The organism is Candidatus Dadabacteria bacterium (assembly GCA_009837205.1).
Taxonomy (GTDB): Bacteria; Desulfobacterota_D; UBA1144; order Nemesobacterales; family Nemesobacteraceae; genus Nemesobacter.
This window is the reverse complement of sequence record VXTZ01000026.1, coordinates 43038-66935: the sequence shown is the minus strand read 5'-3', so window position 1 is coordinate 66935 and position 23898 is coordinate 43038. Positions and strand designations below refer to the sequence as shown.

The following is a 23898-nucleotide window of genomic DNA, read 5'->3' as shown; positions in this document are numbered from 1 at the left end:
GCTAATTGAGATGTATGAGCACCTCTTCAACCCTGCTCACATCGATTACCGGTTTTATGATGGCCTTTTGAAGTCCTTTATCCGGCTCAATTCTTATTACGGTTCCTATAACAATATTTTTTGGGAAAACATTGTCTTTTCCGGATGATATGATCTTGTCTCCGACTATAATATCTTCCTCTTGCTCAATGTACTTCATAACGTAATGGTTTCCCGCTCCGGCAATTATGCCTCGTGCACGGCTCCTTTGTACAAGTGCATCCGCCACACTTGAGGGATTCGTCATTAGCATTACCAAGGAGGTTTTTTCATTTACCGAGTGCACGGTTCCTATGGCCCTGACGTTGTTAAGCACCGGGGCCCCCTCATTTATCCCGGAAGACGATCCTTTGTCTATTATAAGGAAGCCAGGCCCCACTAGCGAAGGACTGCTCCCTATGACCCTTGCTCCCACCACTTCTCCCTTAAAGGAACTTCTGTAGTTAAGAAGACTTCTTAACCTTTCATTTTCAAGTCTTATTTCCGTTAGCATCAACTCTTGTGCTTCCATTTCCTGTAGCTTTGCTTTCAGGCGGGAATTTTCAACGCTTGTATCGACGAGGTCGATATAATGGTCCCAGTAGTATCTCACTCCATCTTTAACGTAGTTTGCGAAAGCGCCGGAGCCGTAGTTAATGCTAAGCATCAACTTTGTTGTGTAATTATTTTCTTTTTTTGCCAAGTCAAAAGTGACGGGCAATAGATGAATTAGAGCAATTATGAGGATAAAGGACAGAAATAGCTGATTTTTGCTAAAAAACTTCTTCATTAAGTTTCCCTTCCGGTCGGAGATACTTAATTTCGATTCTCACAAGTGGCGGAAAAAATCACGTCCACGTTATAATGACAGCCATTGCAAGGGGTTACAGGATACTAAAACAAAAAACCGTTGCCAAACCACTATAACACAAAACAATTCAGGTTGCAAGGGGCAATCCGTCTTGAAGGCTGATTGTGAGAGCAGACACAAATCAAGGCCGAACTCGGCACTTGCGACTCAATAATCGAGACATTACGGAATCTGCCTGATATCACGGGTTTTCTATAATTATATAGCGACGGAGGTTAGAAGATCTATATTTTCGAGAGCTTTTCCGGAACCCATAACGACGCAATCGAGGGGCTGCTCGGCCCTTTTTATATGTATACCGGTTTTTTGCTCTATGCGGTTGCGCAGCCCTCTTAGAAGCGAACCGCCTCCGGCTAGCATTATTCCCGACTCAAAGACATCTGCAGAGAGTTCAGGCGGGGTTCTCTCCAAAGTCTGCATAATTGCATCGACTATCTGGTTTATGGTTTCTTCTACTGCCTCTCCGATTTCTTCCGCGTCAATTGTAAGCATTGAGGGAACACCGGAAATGTTGTTTCTTCCGGTTACTTTCATTTGCATCTTTTTGCCGCTGCTTATTTCCGGGTGTGCAGAGAACTTTTTCTTAAGTTCTTCGGCTGTCCTGTGTCCAATTATTATGTTGTGATTTCTTCTCAGCCACTGCTGTATGGCTTCATCCATCTTGTCTCCGCCGGTTTTGATTGATTTACTCACAACTATCCCGGACAGTGCGATAACGCCTATTCCCGTAGTACCGCCTCCTATGTCGACCACCATGTTACCCGAGGGTCTATGCACTTCTATCCCAGACCCTAGGGCGGCGCACATTGTTTCCTCAATAAGATATACTCTACGGGCTCCTGCCGCCTCGGCCGATTCTTTTACGGCTCTTTTCTCTACTTCGGTAATCTCAAGGGGAACCGATATTACTACTCTCGGGCGCACAAAGCTTTTTTTATGGCCATTGGATTTTTTTATGAAGTACTCGATCATTTTCTGAGCCGCTTCGAAATCGGCGATAACACCGTCACGAAGAGGTCTTATGGCCCTGATTGACTCGGGAGTTCTTCCTACCATCTCCCTAGCGTGTTTTCCTGCAGCGATGAGTTTTGATTTCTGTCCCGGAATGTTTTGCACTGCTACAACCGATGGTTCGTTAGACACTATCCCTTTGCCTTTGAGGTATACAAGGGTGTTCGCAGTTCCGAGGTCGATCGCCAGATCGTTTGAAAAATATTCCAGAATCTTGTTCAGTATCATTATTTACAACTACCTCTTCTTTAAGTTAAACTATAATCAAACCCGAAAATACTCGCCTTATGTAATTGTAAACCAGACGAGTCTACGGCCAAATAGTTAACCTCTAAATTATAGCATTTTTTTTAAATTATTCAAAGCGGCTATAAAAAGGCTTTCCCGTTGTTTTTACGGTGTTCGGCGTTTTGTCGGCGAGGTCTTCTCCGCCAACGGATATTTCTCCCTGGAAATCGCGGAATTCCCTTCTTATATAGCCGATGGAGATGTTTTTCCCCAGAGTGGGAGAGTATGTTGAAGAGGTTATTCTCCCCACTTTTTTCTCCTTAACCCAAAGCGTGTTCCCTGGTAGTGCGCTGCCGTCTTGCTGTGCCTCGAAATACGCGAGGTGCCAGTTTACTCTTCCTCTCCACTTTATCCTTGCTATTACTTCCTGTCCCACGTAGCAACCCTTTTCAAAGTCAAGAGCATCCCATATGCCGGCTTCAATAGGTATGGTGGAGATGTCCATGTCCTTTCCGTAAACGGGGATTCCGGCTTCTATTCTCAGGGTTTCGAGAGCCTCTTGTCCGCAAAGTCCGGGGACCGGTGGATTTTCAAGAAGAAGTTCCCAGATTTTCTTAGCCCCGCGGTTTTCAAAAAGAACGTCAAAACCGGTTTCTCCCGTTCTGTTGAGTTTCATTAAGGTTGCCTCTCCGCAAGCCCGGTGATCATATTCCTTCATCTGTTTAACGTTGACGCCGAGGCGCTTTTCGATTAATTCCCCGCAGCCGGGACCGCAGACGTGAAAAACGCAGCAATCTTCAGTAACGTCAAGCACCTCGGCTTTGTATGAAAGCCTGAGTTTGCGGAGAAACTCCGCTAGGTTCCCGCCCGTGCCGGGTTCAGCATCCATGTAGACAGAGCCTTCGTTTTTAAAGACCCTCATGTCTGAAACCATTTTCCCCTTGGGGGTGAGTATTGTCGCGTAGACCCCTGTCCCGGGGATTTTCTCCTTTACGTCGTTTGTGAGCACCCCCTGCAGGAATTTTATGTGGTCGGCTCCCGATAGCATGAGTTTTCCCCTGCTTGAAATATCTATAACGCCCACAGATTCTCTTGCGGCTTTTGCTTCCCCTTCCGGGTCACCGTAGCTTTTTGGAAGAAAAAATCCGCCCGTCTCGCCGAATACGGCTCCCTGGGCTGCGTGTCTTTCATAAAGCGGAGTTTTCTTTGCGGATTCCATTAGCGTAAGCACTTGCGGAGGAGGGTTTTGGCCGCCTCCTTCGTTTGTTTTGTCTCTTGAAAAACCACTGCCTGAATGTAGTATAAAGTCCCTGTTCTAAAAAGAAATTGCAGGAGTGCGAAGTGAAAGAACTGAAAGAAAGCTACAAGGTGGTCATCATGGGTTCCGGCCCGGCGGGACTGACCGCGGCCCTCTACACGGCGCGAGCGAATCTTGAGCCGCTTGTATTTGAAGGTCCGGAAGCCGGAGGGCAGCTTACCACGACTACCGATGTTGAGAATTTCCCGGGGTTTCCAAACGGAATCATGGGTCCTGAGCTTATGGATCTTATGAGAGAGCAGTCCGAACGTTTCGGGGCGCAGTGCGTACATAAGGCCGTAACTGCCGTCGATTTTTCCAAAAGGCCGTTTCTCGTGTCGACGGAAGATGAGCAGATACTTGCCTCAACATTCATTATTTCCTCGGGTGCCACGGCAAGGATGCTCGGCCTGCCTTCCGAACGTGAGCTTGTGGGTTACGGGGTTTCCACATGCGCCACATGCGACGGATTTTTTTTCAGGGATAAGGAGCTTGTGGTTGTCGGGGGAGGTGACAGCGCCATGGAGGAATCCATCTTCCTTACCAAGTTCGCAACCCGGGTTACGGTGGTTCACAGACGCGACAAGCTCAGAGCGTCGGTGATAATGCAGCAGCGTGCCAGAGAAAACGAAAAAATAGATTTTATATGGAACGGTGTCGTTGAAGATGTGCTGGGTTCAAGGGAGGATGGAGTAACTGGGGTGAGGATAAAGGATGTCGTGACCGGGGAGAGTTACGTTAAGGAATGTCAGGGTATGTTCGTAGCGATCGGGCACACTCCCAACAGCGAAATTTTCAAGGGACAGCTTGAAATGGACGATAATGGTTACCTGATTACTAATAACGGCACTTCTGAAACAAGCGTCGCCGGCGTTTTTGCCGCCGGAGACATACAAGATATAAGATACAAACAGGCTATAACGGCGGCGGGAAGCGGGTGCATGGCGGCTATGGACGCGGAAAAGTTCATAGAAGAGCATGGACTTTGACCGTTCCGTGTCTTAGTCTTGGACAAAGAGTTTTTATTCGGTTATACAGATTGCCTGTTTTTTTGCGTTTTTGCGGGCGGTTAGCTCAGCGGGAGAGCACCTGCCTTACAAGCAGGGGGTCACAGGTTCGAATCCTGTACCGCCCACCATCTGATTTAAACGGGGCCGTAGTTCAGCCTGGTTAGAACGCTGGCCTGTCAAGCCAGAGGTCGCGGGTTCAAATCCCGTCGGTCCCGCCACCCCGATTGAAGAATCGCACGGAATTCCGCTTAGGGACTAGGGGAGTTTTTAGCTTTTTTATGTATAGTTTTCGTGTCGGAGTCCGCCGCGGGAAATTCGTATCTTGGATATTCAAAAACAGATTGAACGCTTCAAAAAGGGTTACCCCTTCCGCAGGCTCCTTCGCCCCGCGACAGTCGGCGACGGCATAAGAAAACTGGAAGAGGATGAGTCCCGGGTGCTTCAGCAGCAATACGAGGACGCCCTTCCTGAAATTAGTGTGTGCAAATTCATTCCGGCATCGGGAGCGGCCTCGAGAATGTTTCGGGACCTCAGTATGCTTCGGGAAACTTTTTCCTCGGACGAAGAGGCTTTGGATCCCGAAGAGAAAAAGATACTTGAGAAATTCCTCTCAAACGCGGCAAGATTTCCCTTTGCGGACCTGCTTGAGCAAAGGCTCGGGGAAAAAATAGAAAAGATTGCCTCTTCGGGGAATTTCAGACTTGTTTTCGACACCCTTTTGGGAACCGATGGCCTGGGTTACGGAAACGTTCCCAAAGGGCTTGTGCCTTTTCATAGCTACGGCGGGGAACGGAGGACAGCTTTTTGCGAGCATTTCAGGGAAGCCATAGGGTATACAAACTCACACGGTACAGTCTCAATGCATTTTACAATTCCCCCTGCCTTTGCGAAGCGGTTCGCTCTGGAGGAGAAGGAGACAGCTTCTCTTCTGTCCTATGAAGGGGTTTCATTTGACGTAACGTACTCGGTTCAGGACCCCGAAACGGATACAATCGCGGTCGCAATGGACAACACGCCTGTTACTGGCGCCGACGGATCTCTGCTCAGAAGGCCCGCTGGGCACGGAGCGCTGCTGAAGAACCTGAATGAACTTTCCTATGACTGTATTTTCGTAAAGAACATAGATAACGTGGCGAAAGAGGAGCTTCTCCCCGATACAGTTAAGTGGAAAAAGACCCTGGGGGGAGCTCTCTTCTCTATCCAGAAAAGGGTTTTCCTCTACACAGAAGCTCTTTCTTCCTCCTGGACCTCTGAGGCATTTGAGCGGGAGATAATTTCCTTTTGCCGGGAAAAGCTTTTCATGGACCTTTCCCAGGAACTTTCAGGGCTGTCTGGAGCTGGCAGGAGGGAGTTCTTGTTTCGGACGCTTCACAGGCCCATCAGGGTATGCGGTGTCGTAAAGAACGTGGGTGAACCGGGCGGCGGTCCGTTCTGGGTGGAAGGAGCAGGAGAAAGGGGAGAGTTGCTTCAGATAGTTGAAAGTGCCGAGGTTGACCGAGATTCCTCTTCCCAACGGCATATCTGGGAGAACTCAACCCATTTTAATCCTGTGGATATTGTCTGCGGAGTAAAGGATTTTAGGGGGGAGAAGTTTAATCTGACTGGCTTTGTCGACCCGGAAGCCGGAATTATTACTGAAAAAATCTTAGGCACAAAGAAGATAAAGGCGCTTGAGCTTCCCGGGCTCTGGAACGGTTCCATGTCCGGCTGGATAACTGTTTTCGTGGAAGTTCCCTCCACAACGTTTAATCCCGTGAAAACCGTATGGGATCTCCTGAAGGAGCCCCATCAGGTAGAGTAAGACTCAGAAGCTGTTCTGCGAACTCGGTTCTCAAAATGCCTAAAGAAAATCTTTACTGCCTTATTCTTGCCGGGGGACGGGGAACCAGGCTCTGGCCTCTCTCAAGGCGGTCTTTGCCCAAGCAGTTCCTAACCATAAACGGGGATGAATCACTTCTGCTTGCGACGCTTAAACGTGCCGCCCGTCTTGTCGCTGAAGAAAACATATTTGTTGTGCTTGAGGAAGAACAGCGCTCGCTGATTGAAGAGAACCTTCGTTCCACGGATTCTCTGGGAAAGATAAAAATTGTGACCGAGCCTGTGGGCAGAAACACTGCTCCGGCGATTTTGCTCGGGACTCGAGAAATTGCCTCAGAAGACGAGGACGCGGTAATAATGGTTTTCCCCTCGGACCATGTGGTCGGGGACGATGAGAATTTCCGTGATCACGTGCGAAGGGCGGTTTCGCTTGCCGAAGACGATTACATAGTGTGTTTTGGAATCACCCCCTCTGTTCCCGAGACCGGATACGGCTACATCGAGGGAGGGGAGCCGCTTCGCGACGGCGGGCTTAGAATAAAAAGGTTTGTTGAGAAGCCTAGTGCCGAAGTTGCGAGCGAATACCTGCTTTCAGGAAATTTCTTCTGGAACAGCGGAATGTTCGTTTTCCGGGCCCGGACCATGGTTGATGAATACGCGGCTTTTTGCCCCGACCTGTATGAGCCGATCCACGAAACTTCCCGCGGGAAAATCAGCAGGGATATTTATGGCGGGCTTCCTTCCGTTCCCGTTGACCGAGCGGTAATGGAGAAGACCTCGCGCGGAGCCGTAATACCGTCTTCTTTTCCGTGGAGCGACATAGGGTCATGGCGGCTTTTCTACGAGTTTTTCCCGAAAGATTCCGAGGGCAACGTGCTTGAAGGAGACGTAATCTTGAAGGGCACGCAGGATTCCATTGTAAAAAGCGGCTCGAGGCTTGTCTGCGTATCCGGTCTTCGCAACGTTGCCGTGATTGAAACTAGGGACGCCGTTTTTATCTCCGATCTTGACCGTTCGAATGAGGCGGGCGAGTTTGCGAAGGAATTAAGAGAGCGGGGGAGGGATGAGGCAGACCGCCCGAAGGTAGTTCACTATCCTTGGGGTAGCAGGGAAGAAATTGAAAAAGGAAAACTCTCGAAAGTAACGAAAACAACTGTTTTTTCCGGCAAAACGGCAAGGACGGAGAACACCTCTTCTCATGATCTCCGACTCCTAGTTCTCGAGGGAGAAGCTCTGATAATCGGCGATAAAGGCGGCGATAAACTTGGCCTTGGGCAAACCGTTTTTCTTGAAGACGGGGCCAACTACGCTGTCGAAAACAAGACAGACGATATCCTGATCATTCTTGAGGTTTTTTCCGTTAGAGGTTGAAAAAAACATGCGGAGCGGAATTTTGACTCTGTTTTCCGTTGAGTTATGATTTTTTCACCGAGCGGGGAGAGGTGGCCGAGTGGTCGAAGGCGCTCGATTGCTAATCGAGTAAGGGGTGAAAGCCCCTTCGTGGGTTCGAATCCCACTCTCTCCGCCATTTACTGTCTCCATTATCAAACGACTGTCTGCATTCCCGTAATTTTTACTTGACACTAAGCCCATTTCTATTAGAGTTAAGAATAAATTTAGACAAGCCTAAAATAATTTTTTTACCTACGTTAATTTTTAGGCGTTTTTTATGGAGATGCAGAGGAACAAAGATGCTTTCGCAATTATGTGTGTTCTGTACGATTGTTTTATTGATGGGAGTTTTGTCGCATCCATCCATTAAGGGCGGAAGAACCGCACTTACCTGAAGCTCATAAACACGCGGAGTGCATTTATAGCGGCAGTTCTGTACTTACCCTGCCAGACGCGATTCAAAATGCTCTGGATTATTCACCACGCCTTAAATCGGCTGTTGCCAGCGTGGAAGCTGCGAAGGGTGTGGAAAACCAAGCGGGGTACCTGCCGAATCCAGAGATCGGATTCGAGGCTGGAAATGTTGTCGGCAGTGGCGGATTCGGTGGAACAGACTCGGCTGAGCTAACCTACAGCCTGACGCAGACTGTTGAGATTGGCGGTGAGCGTTCAGCGCGCAGAAATGCTGCAAAAGCAGCCCGTGGAGCAGCCGGCACGGCCTTAATGGCCGAACAACTGAATATTAAACGCGACGTTCGTGTAGCATATTACGATGCGTTGGCCAAGGACGAGGCAGTCAAACTCGCGGTGGAGCAGGAGCAGTTAGCCAAGGATGTTCTGCAAACCGTATCTGAACAAATGCAGGCCGCGGTGGAACAGGGGATTCAGCTAAGCAAGGCGGAAGTGGCTTATGCTACCAGTACTATAGCACGTGAAAGAAAGGAGCATGAACTAAAAATAGCCAAAGAAAAGCTCGCAAAATTATTGGGAGCTTCCACATTGGACAGTTCGCTTGACCACGCTCACTTCTTTGAGCTCAAACCTCCCGCTTCCATAGAGAGCTACCGTGAGAACCTAGCCCGTATTCCCGATATCCAAAGATTTTTCCATGTAAAAATGGAGAAGGAATCGCTTTTAGATCTTGAGCGGGCGCGGGCTATTCCAGATCCGAGCTTTAGTCTTGGAGTGAGGGATTTTAAAGTAAGCGGTGACCAGGCATTTATTTTTTCCGTTTCACTTCCAATACCTGTTTTTAATCGGAACAGGGGAAATATCACTAGAGCGCGTGCGGAAGTTAAACAGGCGGCAAATGATTCCCGGCAAGCCAAATTGATTCTGGAGCATCAGCTTACGGAGAGCTGGGAGCAATGGGGCACTTATTATTCGGAGGCGCAGAGGCTGAAAACTAAATTGTTACCGTCTGCAAAGAGGGCGTTTAAGCTGGCCCGCATCGGGTTTGTTAAAGGCAGGTTCTCCTATCATGAAGTGCTTGATGCGCAACGCACCTTATTTGATGCAAGATCTCAGTATTACGATTCATTAAGACGCTATCACACTGCTCGTGCCAATGTGGAACGGCTAGCGACTGTAATAGGAAAATAGCAGAAAAATAATGGGTGTATTAAGGGGACTATGAAACCGAAGATAGTTTTTCAGAAAATTCTTTACACAGCAATTGCGTAGGCAACTTCGTTTCTTACATCTTCTATTTTTACCTTTATCTCCGTCCCGGTATCGATTGCACCTTCAGTCAGTTTTACGTGTATGTAGTTTTCCGTGGTACAGTTTGATTTGCTCTCGACAATGGCGTCAAGGGTTTTGCCTATGAACGTTCTGTAAAAGTTTTCTTTTTTCGTTTTTCCAAGCGCGCGAAGCTCCGCCGCTCTTTCCTTTTTTACCTGTGGGGAAATCTGGTCTTTCATATTCGCAGCAGGGGTCATTTTTCTTATCGAATAGGGAAACACGTGGAAATAAGTGAGTTCCGAAGCGGCAGCGACATCACGGGAATTTTCAAACTGTTCCTGCGTTTCCCCGGGAAATCCGACCATTATGTCTGTACCGATCGAGGCCTCCGGTAAAACGCTACGTATAGTGTCCGTGCACTCAAGGAATTGCTCGGGGCTGTATCTTCTTCTCATTTTTCTGAGGACTTCTCTGTCTCCGCTTTGAAGCGCTACGTGGAAGCTTGGACAGACAATTTCCGATTCCGAGACGAAGTTGATCAGCTCTTCTGTGGTATCCGCGGGATCAAGCGAGCTCAGTCTTATCCTGCGTACTGCCCCGGATTCCTCAATTTTTTCAAGCAGGCCGACGAGATCAGAGCCTATGTCCCTTCCGTAGCTTGCCAAGTGAACACCTGTGAGGACCACTTCCCTGTAGCCCGCATGCGCGAGAGTTCTTAGCCTAGAGATAACTTCATTCGCCTCTAGGCTGCGGGACCGCCCGCGCGCCCTCGGTATCACGCAGAACGTGCAGGCATAGTTGCACCCGTCTTGCACCTTGAGAAATGCCCTTGTCCTGTCGGGAAAGAATCTGATATCCGGGGTGTCGAATTTCCTTTTCTTTTCTTTGAAGATATCGGATATGAGAACCTTTGGCTCGCTCTGAACCTTTCCCCGGCGTATGACTCCTAGAAGGGATGAGAACTTGTGGGAATTTCCTATTACGTAGTCGACTTCCTCCATGGCCGAGAGTTGCTCGGGGGAGACCTGTGCGTAGCAGCCCGTCACTATTACCACGCCGCGAGGATTTGATCGTTTCGCCCTGTATATATAGTTTCTTGCTTCCGAATCCGCCTTGTGCGTGACGGTGCAAGTGTCTATTACGTACACTTCAGCCGGTTCGTCGAATTTTTCGTTCTTTACGAACTCGGAGGATGGCAGATGGTTAAGCAGGGCGGCAGTGTCGTACTGGTTAACCTTGCACCCCAGAGTTACGACGGAGATCCTCTTCACTGGACGCACGCTCCTTTTATCCAGCCCCCGCCCATCACGGCCTCGTCCTTGTAGAAAACGATCGCTTGGCCGGGAGTCACGGCTTTTTGCGGTTCTGAGAAACTGACTATTGCCTCCCCGTCGTCCGTGACGGTCACTCTGGAGGGGACCGCGCCGTGGCGATATCTTATTTTCGAGCGCACCTCGATTTCCCCTTCGGGAGGCCCGCTTACCCAAGAGAGATTTCCCGCGGCGAGGGAGCTGCTGTAAAGGTCCTTTTCCTCTCCGACCCTGACTTCATTTCGCTCCGCGTCGATACCGACAACGTACATAGGCCTTCCCTTCGCGAAACCGAGCCCGCGTCTCTGGCCGATGGTAAAAGAAGCGATTCCCCTGTGCCTGGCGATAGGATTTCCCTCCATGTCCACTATGTCGCCCTCTATTTTTCCTCTTTCAAGGTAGGGCTCGAGAAATTCCCTGTAGCCGTCTCCCGTGATGAAGCAGACGCCCATGCTCTCGGCCTTCGTGGCGACTCTGAGTCCCATATTCTCGGCAATTTTTCTCACTTCGGTTTTCGTTTTGTCTCCCAGAGGGAAAATGAGCCTTTGAAGTTCTCTCTGGCCTAGAGTGAAGAGAAAGTAAGACTGATCCTTGGCGGGATCAACTGCCTGCTCAAGAGAGTACTCGCCGGTTTCGGCGCTTCGGGATATCCTCGCGTAGTGGCCCGTGGCGAGAAAATCCGCGTCAAGCTCAAGAGCCCGCTTCAGAAGGAAGTCAAACTTCATGAACTGGTTGCACAGCACGCAGGGTATGGGAGTTTCTCCCGAATCGTACTTGCTTACGAAATCGGAGACCACGAGTTCCCTGAAGGAGTCCATGTAATTTACCACGTAGTGAGGTATGCCTATCTCGTATGCGACTCTTCTGGCGTCGCAGACCTCATCCGCGGAGCAACATCCTCCTTCACTCTCTCCATAATCCCAAAGCTGCATGGTCATTCCTATGACTTCATGCCCTTGGGACTTAAGAAGGGCGGCTGTGGTGGCACTGTCTACCCCTCCGCTCATGGCTACCACTATTCTCTTTCCCATAACGCAAGGATTCTACCCTAGAAAAAAAGGCGGACAAACGGAAAAATCCGGATTTCCGGCAAAGTCAACTCTTGATCACAATATGAGAGATCTTCTTCATTCGAATTTCATTGGAGACAGCCTGCCTTCAGGAGTAAGCTGCCTGTAGCAATCTCCCAACTTAGTTGGATTGTCTGCGTCGTCGGCAAAATATTTTCTCAACCCCGCGGCCATCTGCGATACTTCCTCCCCACAGCTGTCTCCATCTAATGCTTCTCTCGGTACGAGTACATATGGACACATCACTATAGGGTTGCCAGCAGGCCGGACAGCGTTGCCGGTCCAGTAACCGGTAAAGATGGTGGCCCCGTTGCCGATTTCATCGTCGGTTTTTGAAACGACATTTACTGTTGCCGGGGAGAGATTTCCATCATCACTTTCAATTACGTAGGAGGCTACAATAGTTTTTTCCACGTTCCCCCCCCCTCTCCCTTGATGATTTTTGATCCCTTATACTTGAATTCGGAGTCCGGAAAAGTAGGGCTTGTGGAGACAATTTCAACGTCAAGCCTACCGGTGGATTCATCTCCCCTTAAAAATACGTTGGCGTTTTCATAGCCGCAATCTAATGTATTTGCCTCAGTAATGCTGAGAAAAAATCCTCTCATCTCCATCGGTTCCGTCTTATCATCATCTCCACAAGATGAAAGCAGGAGCAGTCCCGCAATGCAAAACACCGATGACAAAAACAAAACACCGAAACTTCTTGATCGCATGATGAAAAACCTCCTTGGAATGTATGGGATTCTGGTTAATCCGAATCGCATTATTCAGGGTATACTATCACATCATAACAGCGCGAGAGCGGAGAATATTAATCAGCTGAGTTTTTTCGATTTTCGCGAAATAATGAGAGGAAAGTTCTCTGCGCGCGTGGGTTTCTCGGCAGATGCGTAGTAAGGATTAAATTTGCTTTAGTTTTTCGTTGAAGGCGGATAAAAAGTGAATTCGGGAATTGTCTAGTGGTCCATACGGTTTCTAACACGGATACTGATCAGGCCTCATGTTGCCATGTCCCCCCTCCCGGCGAACCGCTTCGAGTCAGCCGAAACCTTAAGATCTCTCTCGCGTTGCTTCTGTGCTTGGTTGCCGTTTCCTTCCTGTCGCCTCTTTCGGCCCTTAATGCTTCTCTGCTGGGCTATCTCCGACTGCTCGCCATTCCGCTTGCTTTAGGCTTTCTTTTGGGAGGGGCAATAGATTACTTCGTTCCCCAAGGGTTTATATACAGATACCTTGGCAAAACGGGCAAGCCATCGCTTTTCTACGCGCTCGCGGGAGGTTTTGTAATGTCTTCCTGTTCCCACGGAATACTTGCAATAGCGATCCAGATCTACAAAAAAGGGGCGAGCATCCCGGCTGTGATAACATTTCTGCTCGCTTCTCCATGGGCGAATTTCCCCGTAACCATTCTTCTCATAAGCTTTTTCGGGTGGAAAGGTGTTCTGTTCATAGTCACGGCGGGATTTATCGCCATTATTACCGGCCTTATCTTCGAGGCACTTGAGCGGGGCGGCTACGTGGAGAAAAACGACTTCACTGGCTTGGGAGAAGGATACGAGTGGGAAAAGATAAAGAATTTTTCCCTGAGGGAAACTGTTCCGGGAGTTCTCAGGGGAAGTCTCAGTCTTTCCAACATGGTTCTCTGGTGGCTTATAATCGGGCTTATCGCGGCGGTCCTGATAGACGTATACGTCCCCGGGGAATTTTTCATGCGTTATCTGGGTCCGGACGCCGGGGGTCTTTTGCTCACCCTTGTGGGAGCTACCGTGATTGAGGTCTGCAGCGAGGGAAGTTCGGTTATTGCGTTTGAGATCTATGACAAGGTCCAGGCGTTTGGAAATCCCTTCGTTTTCCTGATGGCGGGGGTTGTGACCGACTATACGGAGATCGGACTTCTCTGGACTAACATAGGCAGAAAGACAGCTTTGCTCCTTCCAGTGGTGGCCGTCCCTCAGGTGCTTTTCTTTGGGTTTCTCTACAACATTTTCCTTTGAACCTAGGAGTAAATAGAATGCGAAGATGCCCTTGGTGCGAGCACACCGATCTTGAGAGAGCTTATCACGACAAGGAGTGGGGAGTTCCCGTTTTTTCCGACGAAAAGCAGTTTGAATTTCTGGTCCTCGAGTCCGCCCAAGCCGGGCTGAGCTGGCTTACGGTTCTTCGCAAAAGGGAGAACTACAGGCGCCTTTACGACGGGTTCGATCCGGAAAAAGTTGTCTGCTACGGAGAGAAAAAGATACAGGAGCTCATGTCGGACAGCGGAATAATACGCAACCGGAAGAAAATAGAGGCTTCTATAAATAACGCTGCCCGGTTCTTGGAAATACGGGATGAGTTCGGGAGCTTCTCCGATTATTTGTGGGGATTTACCGGCGGAGTTCCGGTTACGAACACCTGGGAGGAACTATCGGAAATACCGGCCTCTACGGAACTTTCAGTGACGGTCAGTCGCGACCTTAAGAAACGAGGCTTCCGCTTCATGGGTCCCACTATCGTCTACGCCCATCTTCAGGCGACGGGGGTGGTGAACGATCATCTGGTCTCGTGTTTTCGCTATGAAGAGATCCTAGGTCTAGGCAAGGGAATCAAATAGCCGCATCAGGTAATCTCCGCTTTCCCTGCTGAACTGGACAATTTTTTCGATCTTTTCCTTGCCGAGATCTTTTTCGATTCTTCTTACCGTTTTTTTTATCGCTAAGGAGTGCGCGGGATCTTCCTTGGCGTGAACCTCTATGAAAGTTGAGGGGTCGGGAACTGTTTCTACCTCAGGAAAAAGAAGTCCCGATACGTTTTCAAACAGATAGGAGTGTCCGAGTATCGCGAGAGGAAACTGCTCGGCGGCATTCTGCAGGAACTCGTCGTATTCCCGTACGATCTCAAGGCAGAAAGGGTTGATCTCCTTTTCCCCGAGATCCTTTAGGTCACGAAGGGCAATCTCGGCATGTCCGAGTTCTCCCTGTGCGCAGGAATGGAACCTTTTGCTTAGGTAGGGATCGGAGTCTTTAGTGTTTATGCTTGCCATGTTAACCGCTCTCTGACTCAGAAATTCGATTATATAAAAAGTGAACAGGAATCTTGCGTAGGTTTTCCGGGTTAGGTTCCCGGAAACAAGATTCTTTATCTCCTCTTTGTCTTTCACCCTGCGAAGATAGGTTTCGACTTCGATGTCAAGAAGCGATTCAAGCTTTTCCATTAGTTTTTCCCGAAATAAAATTCAGAACGACTATTATAATACAGAAATCCGTATTGTTAATCGTCCCTGCCGTTTTCCGGGTTGACTGCGCCACTTGGCTCAGGAACCATTAGGAAACGTCGCTTTTCTGCGCCCGTAGCCCAACTGGACAGAGCGCTTGACTACGGATCAAGAGGTTGGGGGTTCGAATCCCTCCGGGCGCGCCATTCTTCAATATTAGACGCATTTACGAACCTATCACGGTTTTTTCAAGGGGCGAGGTATAAAAAAGGGTTAATCCCTTTAGCTCTAGGTTCGAAGATACAAAGTTCACCAACCGGCGTCTTTGTTCAAGAGTTCCAAACTTAAAGGCGTCGTATGCGCCAGAAGCCACTTCTGTTGACACTGGCCTCCTGCCTCCACCGCCACGTGCTTTGGCTTATGACATAATTTTTATTGGCTAAGATAGTTCATAATATTAGATACGGTCCATGCGGATGCAGCTGACAATTGCAGGCAATCACCCAGTTCAAATGATCCGTAAGCAAAAACGGAAGCGAACCAAGACAAACTGGCAATTAACTGGCATAACCATTGTACGTTTATATTGGCCTTAACTTTTTTCTGAACTAACTCTTCTTGCATCAGCAAACACACTCCTCTCCGCAGCAGCTCAAATCATCTAGGTAGAGACCTTCATTACGATATGGCTCAAGCAGCGTTGTATCCATACCCAATCGTTTTCCAATTGCATTAGCGACAACACCAAACCTCTGCCGATACTTATAAATAAAACAAAAAATAAGATCATCATGACGAACTTGTGGACCAACGAGAAACAATCCAGGAGTTCTGGTTGATTCATCCTGCTCATTCAGCAAACAGTAATCTTTCTCCTTTTCCCAATCAAACAACTCTTTAATGACGACCAAACTACTTTTAAATCCTGTTGCCAAAATGGGTGGTGTGGCACTTTGATAAGGTAATGATTTGCCTCTGACATAAATCAAATACTTGTCCTGCTCCAACCTTATCTCCCTAACCATGGATTTACCAACAAGCTCAATCCTGTTATAAATTATTTCTTGCTTCAATCTCTCCAACGTAAAAGGTGATAAGTTTTCACTTGGGTCAGTTGTTTTTCTACTCCAACGCGCATCGCGATCTAATACACGAACCTTCTTGCCTAATCGACTTAAATGGATGGCTGCATCAATGCCACTCTCATAACCGCCGATAATATAAATTTCATCGCCTTCAACCTGTTCCCAGCTTTTCACCCGGCTGTTATGCAAACACAGTTCAGCACCTGAAATGGAATTTGTATTCGGGTATTGAAATTCTCCGGCCGCCCAAATCAAAAAGCGAGACTCTATCGGCTTTCCTTCAGTGATGTGAACCTTAAAAGAGCCTTCAGAATAAAGTACCTCCTCTACATTTGTATGTTCCATAACCGGCAAATCAAAATATTCTGATACAGTTCTTAAATACAGCGCATACTCTTTGCCGGTAGGGTGTTCCTTTTGAAGCATATATGCTGGCGAGGTTCCGGATATAACCGCATTAAGGTCAAGATGACCATAAAAATTAGTGGTAAATGAGGGGGTTAAGAGTTGCATTTCCTTCGGCCATTTGTCGAAGGTCGCGCCGACTTCTTCTCTCTCAAGAACAATCATTCGCTTTATACCCAGATCTTTAAGCATAGCGGCAACCCCTATCCCTGCCGGACCGGCTCCAACAATGACAACATCAAATTGTCTCATCTCTCTGATCTCCTAATGTTTCATATCGAAAGGATGACTTAACGATAACTGTTTCATTAAACATTCCTGATATAGAGCATTAAACTCTTGTTAAGTTCTCTGATCCCGGTTTGCCATCCTGACCCCTCGTATAGTCAGGGCCGTCGCGGTGTATGACAGGATAATAATCGGTCCGGCGGGCATATCGAACGCTACGGCGAAGGCGATGCCTGACAGAAGCGCCACCACCCCGCAGAGCCATGCGACAAGATGAGGCTGTCTTACGCGTACGGCGGCCAGAGCCGGCAGTATGAGGCTCGCAAAGACTACATAGACGCCGACCAGCTGAACCGACGAAGTGATGGCAAGGGCGAAGAGCAGGTAAAATCCAATGTTGTTCCGCACCTCGGGCCTGAAGAACCAGACCAGCAGTATCAACGCGTAAATGGGCGAGTGTTTCGCCACGTCTGTCCATGTCACAAACAGCATCTGTCCCGAAAGCAGGTGCTTTACCTCTTCTCCGCCGTGGGGGTGGTCGGCCAGCAGCAGAAGCGCCAGCGATGCGGCAAGTACGAAAGTGCACCCTATGACCGCTTCCTGTCGCTCGGGCATCGCCGTTTCCACCTTGCGGAAAAACAGCCCTGCCGCGACCGCGCAGCTAAGAGCCATGAACTGGATCAGCAACGGAGAAGGATCATGGATAAACATGTTGCCGACCACAAGCCCGAGTCCCGCAATCTGCGCCACCGCAAGATCAATGAAGATGATGCCGCGGCGCAGCACCTCGATGCCCAAGGGAGCGTGGGTAAGCGCAATCATGAGGCCCGCAGCCACTGCCGGCCCGATGATTTCCAGAAGTTCACCGCTTAACATTATATGTCTATTTTAACAAAGCTATAATCCTGTCAAACAGCGCGAACAGGTCGCCGCTCTGGCTGTCACCGCCAATGGTGTAAGGAAGCACGACTGCCCTTGTCCCGGTTTTCTCCGAGAACCATTCACTCGCGCCAGCCGGATCGTAAGGGGTACGGATAATCACATCCGCCGGGCTGTTTCTTAACTGCTGCAGCAGATTCTTCAGGTGAGAAGCTGTGGGGGGAATTCCGGGTTTCGGTTCAAGCGCCCCCACTCCTTTCATTCCGAGCCAGTCAATCAGATAACTAAACGATTTGTGATGAACCACCACCGGCTTCCCTTTAAGCTCGGCGGCCTCGGATTCCCACCGGGAGATGGCCTTTTGCATGCGTGATGAAAAATCCTGGAATCGGTTTTTGTAAAAAGAGGCGGTCCCAGGGTCGATTTCCGAAAGGCGATCGGCAAGCACTTCGCCTACAATTATCAGGTTGTACGGATTCAGGTGCAAGTGGGGATTGCCTTCCGGATGTATATCTCCCATGCTGCGGTCGACCACAACCGGTACTTCGAGCATGGTGACCAGATTTGCAGCCATAAGGTAACCGGCGGAGCCGGGCTGGAGATCAGAACTTGCCTTCTTGAGCAGAACCGGAAGCCAGCCTACCTCAAGACTTGCGCCCGAGCAGATCAGCAGATCGGCTTTGCGCACTTTGGATATCAGGCTTGGGCGTGCCCTTATGTAGTGTGGATTCTGTGTGGCCGAGGTGGCTGAAAACGCTTCCACCTTGTCACCGCCGATTTCTTGGGCCAGTGCCGCCCATTCCGGTTCGCAGGCAAATACTTTTACCTTCTGATAAGAAGCGGCGAAAGCGGGGATATGAGAAAACGGCAAGACGGCAAAAAACGCAGTTATTACCGCGAAACGCAATATATTCATTTTTTCCTCCTTAAAGTTTGAAAAGAAAATTCCGCTGCCCGCACGTATGCGCGGGGAATAAAAAGTCTGTTTACAGCTCAGGAGGAGATGGGAGGTCCGCGGGTAATTCCCGCTTCGCAAGTGTCCCGAACGAAGATAACGTCAGCGAGCGGCTGCGGGACGTGCTGTGCGCGGTGAAGAACACGGACTTCACTCGTGGCGCCGGGACTTGAGAAGTCCTGATACTTGGCGTTCAGGCAGATTTCGCAGGAAACTCTCTCATGCTCGTGTTCCCGGGAACCGCACTCGGCCGCATGGGCAAAGAAAAGCATCTGCGCTCCCAGAAAGGCGATTGTAAGCGATAAGGAAAATGTTCTGCTCATCTGTATGGGTAAATGAGAAATATTATCATTTAGCCTACCACACGAAAAAGTGCGATGTCAATGATGTATGTACTTGTGTATGTACTTCGGGCCGTCAGTTCCACCGATTCCCTGGGCCAGCTGCCAAAAAATATGCCGGGGCCGCGAAAAGCAGCCCCGGCATGAGGGTAGAGAGAAAAACCAGGTAGCGTTTCACGCTACGGTTGCTCTTAGTATTTATGCGCGGCGTGTGCGCCTATGCTCATTATGTACTGGAGCAGGATCTGGTTGTCGCTCAGGTCCTCACCCAGTTTCTCGTAGTTGTACTGAAGGCGTATGCGCGAGAATTCACTGTTTGACCAGTCTCCCATGACTGCTACCGCGTAGGGGTCATGATCTATCCCTGAATCCTTAGGAGAGTAGATCTGGGAATAGCGGGTTCCGATTCTCCATTTCGGCGAGAACTTGAAAACCCCCTGTGCATACCAGCCGTGGCTTCCTCCGTCGAGGTGCTCTTCGTGGACCTCGCCTCCTTCCTCAAGAGTGTAGATGCCTTCTTCTTCACGCCAGAAATACTCACCCTGGAGAAGCACCTCTTTTTGGCGGATGTTTCCAGTGGGGGCCCAAACGTAGCGAAAATCAACCGAGTAAAGCCTCGTGTCGCCCGTAAACATGCCGGCGCTGAAGAACTCCTCATGTCCATGTTCATCCGCGTGGTCATCATCGTGGTCATCCATGTGTTCACCCGCGTGGTCATCCATGTGGTCATCATCGTGGTCATTCATGTGGTCATCATCGTGATCATCCATGTGGTCGTCATCGTGATCATCCATGTGGTCATCCATATGGGCATGCTCGTCTTCGTGTCCATGTCCGTGTCCGCCGGCGCGACCGCTTGCCTCTCCGTCAAGGAAATAACCCCCGATTCTCCAGGATGAATTATTTCCTATGTCACCGCCTACCCGCAGGAAGGCACTGAATGAGTTTATGTCGCTACCCTCAGCTCCCGCAAACGGGAAATCGTCTCCGCGGAAAATACCGCCTCCCGCCTCAACATAGAAATCTGTTGGAAGCACGTATGAAATCTGCGCTCCGGTATCATTAAAGCCCTTGTCAAGGTACACCCTGTAAGGCAGGGAACGATCGGCGAAATCGTCAGCGTGGGCGTGATGCTCGTTCAGGTATCCAAAAGTCCAGAACGCGCGTCCCATCCTTATCGTCGCTCCCGTTGGAAGCCCGAGACCTGGAAGGGTTTCCACGTATGCCTCCTCAAGCTCTATCTCAACCCCGTCTCCATGGTCTGCAAGGGCCGTGGTTATGTGGCCGTAGAATTTATCGTCAACACTTGTCGAAAGATTAAGTTCGGTTTCTCCGAGGGAAATTCCTTCCGCTCCGCGTTCTCCTTCGTGTCCTAGGACAAACCCTGGAATCTCGCCCTCGTCAGAAGAGAATGCGGCGAAGCGTCCGCCCAGTACCGCTCCGATTGAAGGATTAAGGGTGCTGTTGTAAATGGCTCTGCCGGGGTAGACGCTGTCCCTGCTCTTTGAGTAAGTCGTTTTCGTTTTATCCACGGTTGCCGCAGTCTTCATCTCGGCAAGTTTTTCCTCCATCTTTAAAATCCGGTTCTCATATTCTGACCTCATTTCCTGTATTTCCTTCTTCAAAGCTTCTATCTCCTGATCAGAAGCGGCGAAGGCGGGGATATGAGAAAACGGCAAGACGGCAAAAAACGCAGTTATTACCGCGAAACGCAATATATTCATTTTTTCCTCCTTAAAGTTTGAAAAGAAAATTCCGCTGCCCGCACGTATGCGCGGGGAATAAAAAGTCTGTTTACAGAGTCAGGATGGGATGGGAGGTCCGCGGGTAATTCCCTCATCGTAATTGTCCCGAACGATGGTAGCGCTAGCGGGTGACTGAGAGACGTATTCCGCGTGGCGAAGAACACTGGGCCCGCTCGCGGCGTCGGGACTTGAGAAGTCCTGATACTTGGCGCTCAGGCATATCTCGCAGGCAATTCCCTCATGCTCGTGTTCCCAGGAACCGTACTCGGCCGCATGGGCAAAGGAGAGCATCTGCGCTCCCAGAAAGGCGATTGTAAGCGATAAGGAAAATGTTCTGCTCATCTGCATGGGTAAATGAGAAATATTATCATTTACCCTACCACACAAGAAAGTACCGTGTCAATGATGTGATCGAGGCCGGTGAGGTCTTCGGTTTCGGCGTGGTGGGATTTTATTTCCTGCAGGAATCTAACAAGAGCCTGGGCCGACGGCCCTTAATCCCATACCTCGTGTTGAGTATCTTCGCTGTTTGAGTAACATTACCGCCACGCATCGATTTTCGGAGGTTAAAGTGAGCTCAAGACCCATTCTGGTTACCGGAGACAGACCGACGGGAAAACTTCATCTGGGACACCTTGTGGGTTCGCTTCAAAACCGCATCAGGTTTCAGAGCGAATACGACTGTTTTTTTCTGGTTGCCAACCTCCACATGCTGACCACGCATTACGACAGGGCTGTTGAGGTTGAGGAAAACACGATCGAGATGGTATGCGACTGGCTTTCGGTGGGAATGGACCCGGAGAGCTCGGTTTTTTATGTCCAGTCCCAAGTGCCTCAGATAACCGAACTCTTTACCATACTCTCGATGCTTTGCCCTGTGCCGAGGCTCCAGAGAATCCCCACCCTTAAGGAGAAAATTCAGGATATGGGAGTGGGGGACAACTACTCTGCCGGGCTTCTCGGATACCCCGTGCTGATGGCGGCCGACATACTGATGTTCCGGGCGACTAAGGTCCCCGTGGGCGAGGATCAACTGAGTCACGTGGAACTCACCAGGGAGCTTGCCAGGAGGTTCAATTTTCTCTACGGCGATTACTTCGGAGAGCCTGAACCGCTCATTAGCGAAGCGTCTCGCCTCGTAGGCACCGACGGGAACAGGAAGATGAGCAAGAGCCTTAACAACTGCATATACCTCAGCGACAGTAAAAAGGAAGTTGAGCGCAAGGTAAGGAGCATGTATACCGACCCGAAGAGGATAAGGGCCGACATACCGGGCACCGTGGAAGGCAATCCGGTTTTTATCTACCACGATCTTTTCAACGACGATACCGAGGAGATAGAGGACCTCAAGGACCGCTACAAGACAGGAAACGTCGGGGATGTAGAGGTGAAGAAGAAACTCGCCCGCGCCATAAACCTTCTCCTTGAGCCCGTTAGGGAAAAAAGAGTGCAGTATGAAAAAAGGACGGACGAGGTAAGGGACATACTCCGCGAGGGAACCCTCAAGGCGAAACGGATAGCCGAAGAGAACATGGAGGAGATAAAGGAGAAGGTTGGTCTTTTCCGCACGTAAAGCTCCGCGTGTTTGTTGACAGAGACGCTGTCTATTCTATATCCTGCTTAAAGAAATTGTTTGTGTTTATGACGTTTTTCGCGACGGAAGAGTATGTGAGAAAATGAACTCCATCGAAGAAATTATTGATGACGTAAAACAGGGCAAACTCGTAATACTGGTCGATGACGAAGACAGGGAGAACGAGGGAGATTTCGTCATACCCGCCGAAAATGCTACCGCGGAAATGATCAATTTCATGGCTACTCACGGCCGTGGTCTTATCTGTCTCTCCCTTACTCAGGAAGACGCGGACCGTCTGGCTCTTCAGCCCATAAAGCCCGAGTACAACGAAGCTCCCGAACACACGGCTTTCACCGTCCCCATAGACGCGAAAAAGGGGGTTACGACCGGCATATCGACCCATGACAGGGCCTCAACGATAAGACAGGCCATATCCGAAGGCTCAAGACCTGAGGATTTCGTGCGTCCCGGGCATATTTTTCCACTCATAGCGAAAAAGGGCGGGGTGCTTGTCCGCGCCGGCCACACAGAAGGCTCAGTCGACATATCAAGGCTGGCGGGTTTCCATCCGGCGTCGGTTATCTGTGAGATAATGAAGGAAAACGGCGACATGGCGCGTCTTGAGGATCTGATGGCTTTCTCGAAAAAGCACTGCATAAAGATCGCCACTATAGCGGATCTGATAAGGTACAGAATAGGCAAGGAGAGCTTCGTGCGCAGGGTGGCAGAGGCGGAGGTGCCTACCGAGTACGGGGTTTTTCGTGCCATCGCTTTTGAAAATGAAATAGACGGTCTTCAGCACATGGCCTTTGTGAAGGGGGAACCAAGCTCCGAGGAGGACACGCTCGTTAGGGTGCACTCCGACTGCGCCATAAGCGATATTTTCGGTTCGCTTTACTGCCACAGCAGGGCAAAGCTTACCCAGTCCCTAAAGATGATAGAGGCAAACGGCTCCGGGGTTCTCGTCTACATAAACCAGGAGTCAAGCAACGGGGGATTTGCGAAAAAGATAAAGCGCTATTCAAACGGAAAAATAAAGGAGATACCCGCCCTTGTTTCGGAGAGACAAGAACTCAAGGCTGAACTCAGGCATTACGGAGTGGGGGCCCAGATACTCAGGGATCTTGGAGTGCGCGACATAAGGCTTCTCACTAACAATCCGATAAAGGTAAAGGGGCTTGAGGGATTCGGGCTCAGGATGGTCGGGAGCGTTCCCATAGATATTTCGGATTACACGGAAAAGGAAATTGCAATGGGAAAAAGTGCTGATTACAGTAATATTGTCTCAATATCAAAGTAAGAGGGGAGTAGATGCCTGAAACGATAGAAGGAAAACTGAGCGCCGGGAAATTCCGCTTCGCCATAGTGTCAAGCAGGGTAAACAGCTTTGTCACGAACCCCATGACGGAGGGAGCGATCGATACCCTTGTTCGCCACGGTGCGGGCCAGAGGTCAATAGACGTGATAAAGGTGCCCGGCTCTTTCGAGGTGCCTTTGGCGGTGAAAAAGGCGGCGCTGTCAGGAAAATACGATGCTGTTGTGGCGATTGGAGCCATAATAAGGGGGCAGACTTCCCATTTTGATTTTCTCGCTTCGCAGGTGACAAAGGACCTCGCAGCGGTGGCTCTTGAGACCGGAGTGCCCGTCTGCTGCGGCATAATAACCACTGAGACCACCGAGCAGGCCATTGAAAGGGCAGGGGTCAAGGCGGGAAACAGGGGAAGCGAGGCCGCTCTCAGCGCGCTTGAGATGGTTAACCTCGTAAAAGCGCTTTCCTAGATTT

The 23898-nt window shown here is 49.7% G+C and carries 24 protein-coding genes and 4 tRNA genes; 13 read left to right on the top strand and 15 right to left on the bottom strand.

The window, feature by feature from the left end:
- Position 1: 1 nt before the first annotated feature.
- From mreC to F4Z13_06320, 3 genes are all read right to left on the bottom strand, one after another.
- Positions 2–808: a rod shape-determining protein MreC gene (gene mreC, locus F4Z13_06330; GenBank protein MXZ48842.1), complete on the bottom strand. Its 807-nt coding sequence runs from the start codon at positions 806–808 to the stop codon at positions 2–4.
- A 279-nt stretch (positions 809–1087) separates the two neighbouring features.
- Positions 1088–2128, bottom strand: a complete 1041-nt coding sequence (locus F4Z13_06325) for a rod shape-determining protein (protein MXZ48841.1) — start codon at positions 2126–2128, stop codon at positions 1088–1090.
- Between the two features lie 127 nt (positions 2129–2255).
- A complete protein-coding gene (locus tag F4Z13_06320; protein ID MXZ48840.1) occupies positions 2256–3347 on the bottom strand; it encodes an aminomethyl transferase family protein in 1092 nt (363 codons plus the stop codon).
- Between the two features lie 158 nt (positions 3348–3505).
- Here F4Z13_06320 and trxB point away from each other — a divergent pair, with 158 nt between their 5' ends.
- From trxB to F4Z13_06285, 7 genes are all read left to right on the top strand, one after another.
- Positions 3506–4414, top strand: coding sequence for a thioredoxin-disulfide reductase (trxB, locus tag F4Z13_06315; GenBank protein MXZ48839.1), 909 nt, complete (start codon positions 3506–3508; stop codon positions 4412–4414).
- A gap of 74 nt (positions 4415–4488) precedes the next feature.
- Positions 4489–4563, top strand: a tRNA-Val gene (locus F4Z13_06310).
- Positions 4564–4575: 12 nt separating this feature from the next.
- Positions 4576–4653 (top strand) — tRNA-Asp (locus F4Z13_06305).
- A gap of 95 nt (positions 4654–4748) precedes the next feature.
- Positions 4749–6236, top strand: coding sequence for a DUF4301 family protein (locus F4Z13_06300; GenBank protein MXZ48838.1), 1488 nt, complete (start codon positions 4749–4751; stop codon positions 6234–6236).
- On the top strand, positions 6200–7624 hold the full coding sequence (locus F4Z13_06295; protein ID MXZ48837.1) for a mannose-1-phosphate guanylyltransferase/mannose-6-phosphate isomerase: 1425 nt from the start codon (positions 6200–6202) through the stop codon (positions 7622–7624). The genes F4Z13_06300 and F4Z13_06295 overlap by 37 nt, the downstream gene beginning before the upstream one ends.
- A 65-nt stretch (positions 7625–7689) precedes the next feature.
- A tRNA-Ser gene (locus tag F4Z13_06290) sits at positions 7690–7781 on the top strand.
- 389 nt (positions 7782–8170) lie between these two features.
- Complete coding sequence (locus tag F4Z13_06285; GenBank protein ID MXZ48836.1) at positions 8171–9247, top strand: TolC family protein; 1077 nt, start codon at positions 8171–8173, stop codon at positions 9245–9247.
- 62 nt (positions 9248–9309) lie between these two features.
- Here the strand turns inward: F4Z13_06285 and mtaB are convergent, their stop codons facing one another.
- The 4 genes from mtaB to F4Z13_06265 all read right to left on the bottom strand — a co-directional run bounded on the left by mtaB (position 9310) and on the right by F4Z13_06265 (position 12424).
- On the bottom strand, positions 9310–10815 hold the full coding sequence (gene mtaB / locus F4Z13_06280; protein MXZ48835.1) for a tRNA (N(6)-L-threonylcarbamoyladenosine(37)-C(2))-methylthiotransferase MtaB: 1506 nt from the start codon (positions 10813–10815) through the stop codon (positions 9310–9312).
- Positions 10596–11669 carry a tRNA 2-thiouridine(34) synthase MnmA gene (gene mnmA / locus F4Z13_06275; GenBank protein ID MXZ48834.1) on the bottom strand — a complete coding sequence of 358 codons (1074 nt, stop codon included), beginning with the start codon at positions 11667–11669 and terminating at the stop codon, positions 10596–10598. The genes mtaB and mnmA overlap by 220 nt, the downstream gene beginning before the upstream one ends.
- 96 nt (positions 11670–11765) lie before the next feature.
- Positions 11766–12122 carry a hypothetical protein gene (locus F4Z13_06270; protein ID MXZ48833.1) on the bottom strand — a complete coding sequence of 119 codons (357 nt, stop codon included), beginning with the start codon at positions 12120–12122 and terminating at the stop codon, positions 11766–11768.
- Positions 12104–12424, bottom strand: a complete 321-nt coding sequence (locus tag F4Z13_06265) for a hypothetical protein (protein MXZ48832.1) — start codon at positions 12422–12424, stop codon at positions 12104–12106. The genes F4Z13_06270 and F4Z13_06265 overlap by 19 nt, the downstream gene beginning before the upstream one ends.
- 219 nt (positions 12425–12643) lie before the next feature.
- Between F4Z13_06265 and F4Z13_06260 the strand changes: the two genes are divergently transcribed.
- Complete coding sequence (locus tag F4Z13_06260; GenBank protein MXZ48831.1) at positions 12644–13702, top strand: hypothetical protein; 1059 nt, start codon at positions 12644–12646, stop codon at positions 13700–13702.
- Between the two features lie 17 nt (positions 13703–13719).
- Positions 13720–14301, top strand: a complete 582-nt coding sequence (locus tag F4Z13_06255; protein MXZ48830.1) for a DNA-3-methyladenine glycosylase I — start codon at positions 13720–13722, stop codon at positions 14299–14301.
- On the opposite strand, the gene F4Z13_06250 is transcribed toward F4Z13_06255, so the two are convergent.
- On the bottom strand, positions 14281–14901 hold the full coding sequence (locus F4Z13_06250; protein MXZ48829.1) for an iron-containing redox enzyme family protein: 621 nt from the start codon (positions 14899–14901) through the stop codon (positions 14281–14283). The two genes, F4Z13_06255 and F4Z13_06250, sit on opposite strands and share 21 nt — an antisense overlap.
- 129 nt (positions 14902–15030) lie before the next feature.
- Between F4Z13_06250 and F4Z13_06245 the strand changes: the two genes are divergently transcribed.
- A tRNA-Arg gene (locus tag F4Z13_06245) sits at positions 15031–15107 on the top strand.
- 226 nt (positions 15108–15333) lie between these two features.
- Here the strand turns inward: F4Z13_06245 and F4Z13_06240 are convergent.
- The 7 genes from F4Z13_06240 to F4Z13_06210 form a co-directional block, all read right to left on the bottom strand.
- Complete coding sequence (locus F4Z13_06240) at positions 15334–15525, bottom strand: hypothetical protein (GenBank protein MXZ48828.1); 192 nt, start codon at positions 15523–15525, stop codon at positions 15334–15336.
- A complete protein-coding gene (locus F4Z13_06235) occupies positions 15525–16643 on the bottom strand; it encodes a SidA/IucD/PvdA family monooxygenase (protein ID MXZ48827.1) in 1119 nt (372 codons plus the stop codon). The genes F4Z13_06240 and F4Z13_06235 overlap by 1 nt, the downstream gene beginning before the upstream one ends.
- 90 nt (positions 16644–16733) lie before the next feature.
- Positions 16734–17495, bottom strand: coding sequence for a metal ABC transporter permease (locus F4Z13_06230; protein ID MXZ48826.1), 762 nt, complete (start codon positions 17493–17495; stop codon positions 16734–16736).
- Positions 17496–17502: 7 nt separating this feature from the next.
- Positions 17503–18414 (bottom strand): zinc ABC transporter substrate-binding protein, encoded by a 912-nt coding sequence (locus F4Z13_06225; GenBank protein ID MXZ48825.1) that lies wholly within the window; start codon positions 18412–18414, stop codon positions 17503–17505.
- A gap of 77 nt (positions 18415–18491) precedes the next feature.
- A complete protein-coding gene (locus F4Z13_06220; GenBank protein MXZ48824.1) occupies positions 18492–18776 on the bottom strand; it encodes a hypothetical protein in 285 nt (94 codons plus the stop codon).
- 209 nt (positions 18777–18985) lie between these two features.
- Entirely contained in the window at positions 18986–20518 is a 1533-nt protein-coding gene (locus tag F4Z13_06215; GenBank protein MXZ48823.1) for a DNA replication initiation control protein YabA, read from the bottom strand.
- 78 nt (positions 20519–20596) lie between these two features.
- Positions 20597–20881, bottom strand: a complete 285-nt coding sequence (locus F4Z13_06210) for a hypothetical protein (protein MXZ48822.1) — start codon at positions 20879–20881, stop codon at positions 20597–20599.
- A gap of 229 nt (positions 20882–21110) precedes the next feature.
- Between F4Z13_06210 and trpS the strand changes: the two genes are divergently transcribed.
- The 3 genes from trpS (at position 21111) to F4Z13_06195 (ending at position 23894) form a co-directional block, all read left to right on the top strand.
- Positions 21111–22112: a tryptophan--tRNA ligase gene (gene trpS, locus F4Z13_06205; GenBank protein ID MXZ48821.1), complete on the top strand. Its 1002-nt coding sequence runs from the start codon at positions 21111–21113 to the stop codon at positions 22110–22112.
- 103 nt (positions 22113–22215) lie between these two features.
- Complete coding sequence (ribB, locus tag F4Z13_06200) at positions 22216–23415, top strand: 3,4-dihydroxy-2-butanone-4-phosphate synthase (GenBank protein MXZ48820.1); 1200 nt, start codon at positions 22216–22218, stop codon at positions 23413–23415.
- Positions 23416–23426: 11 nt separating this feature from the next.
- Entirely contained in the window at positions 23427–23894 is a 468-nt protein-coding gene (locus F4Z13_06195; protein MXZ48819.1) for a 6,7-dimethyl-8-ribityllumazine synthase, read from the top strand.
- Positions 23895–23898 lie beyond the last annotated feature (4 nt).

Coding starts and splice junctions, on each gene's coding strand:
- ribB (MXZ48820.1), top strand. CDS start 22,216: ATGAACTCCATCGAAGAAATTATTGATGACGTAAAACAGGGCAAACTC.
- F4Z13_06295 (MXZ48837.1), top strand. CDS start 6,200: ATGGGATCTCCTGAAGGAGCCCCATCAGGTAGAGTAAGACTCAGAAGC.
- F4Z13_06210 (MXZ48822.1), bottom strand. CDS start 20,881: ATGAGCAGAACATTTTCCTTATCGCTTACAATCGCCTTTCTGGGAGCG.
- F4Z13_06195 (MXZ48819.1), top strand. CDS start 23,427: ATGCCTGAAACGATAGAAGGAAAACTGAGCGCCGGGAAATTCCGCTTC.
- F4Z13_06265 (MXZ48832.1), bottom strand. CDS start 12,424: ATGCGATCAAGAAGTTTCGGTGTTTTGTTTTTGTCATCGGTGTTTTGC.
- F4Z13_06220 (MXZ48824.1), bottom strand. CDS start 18,776: ATGAGCAGAACATTTTCCTTATCGCTTACAATCGCCTTTCTGGGAGCG.
- F4Z13_06255 (MXZ48830.1), top strand. CDS start 13,720: ATGCGAAGATGCCCTTGGTGCGAGCACACCGATCTTGAGAGAGCTTAT.
- F4Z13_06235 (MXZ48827.1), bottom strand. CDS start 16,643: ATGAGACAATTTGATGTTGTCATTGTTGGAGCCGGTCCGGCAGGGATA.
- F4Z13_06320 (MXZ48840.1), bottom strand. CDS start 3,347: ATGGAATCCGCAAAGAAAACTCCGCTTTATGAAAGACACGCAGCCCAG.
- F4Z13_06230 (MXZ48826.1), bottom strand. CDS start 17,495: ATGTTAAGCGGTGAACTTCTGGAAATCATCGGGCCGGCAGTGGCTGCG.
- F4Z13_06250 (MXZ48829.1), bottom strand. CDS start 14,901: ATGGAAAAGCTTGAATCGCTTCTTGACATCGAAGTCGAAACCTATCTT.
- mnmA (MXZ48834.1), bottom strand. CDS start 11,669: ATGGGAAAGAGAATAGTGGTAGCCATGAGCGGAGGGGTAGACAGTGCC.
- F4Z13_06215 (MXZ48823.1), bottom strand. CDS start 20,518: ATGAATATATTGCGTTTCGCGGTAATAACTGCGTTTTTTGCCGTCTTG.
- trxB (MXZ48839.1), top strand. CDS start 3,506: ATGGGTTCCGGCCCGGCGGGACTGACCGCGGCCCTCTACACGGCGCGA.
- F4Z13_06325 (MXZ48841.1), bottom strand. CDS start 2,128: ATGATACTGAACAAGATTCTGGAATATTTTTCAAACGATCTGGCGATC.
- F4Z13_06225 (MXZ48825.1), bottom strand. CDS start 18,414: ATGAATATATTGCGTTTCGCGGTAATAACTGCGTTTTTTGCCGTCTTG.
- F4Z13_06240 (MXZ48828.1), bottom strand. CDS start 15,525: ATGCAAGAAGAGTTAGTTCAGAAAAAAGTTAAGGCCAATATAAACGTA.
- mreC (MXZ48842.1), bottom strand. CDS start 808: ATGAAGAAGTTTTTTAGCAAAAATCAGCTATTTCTGTCCTTTATCCTC.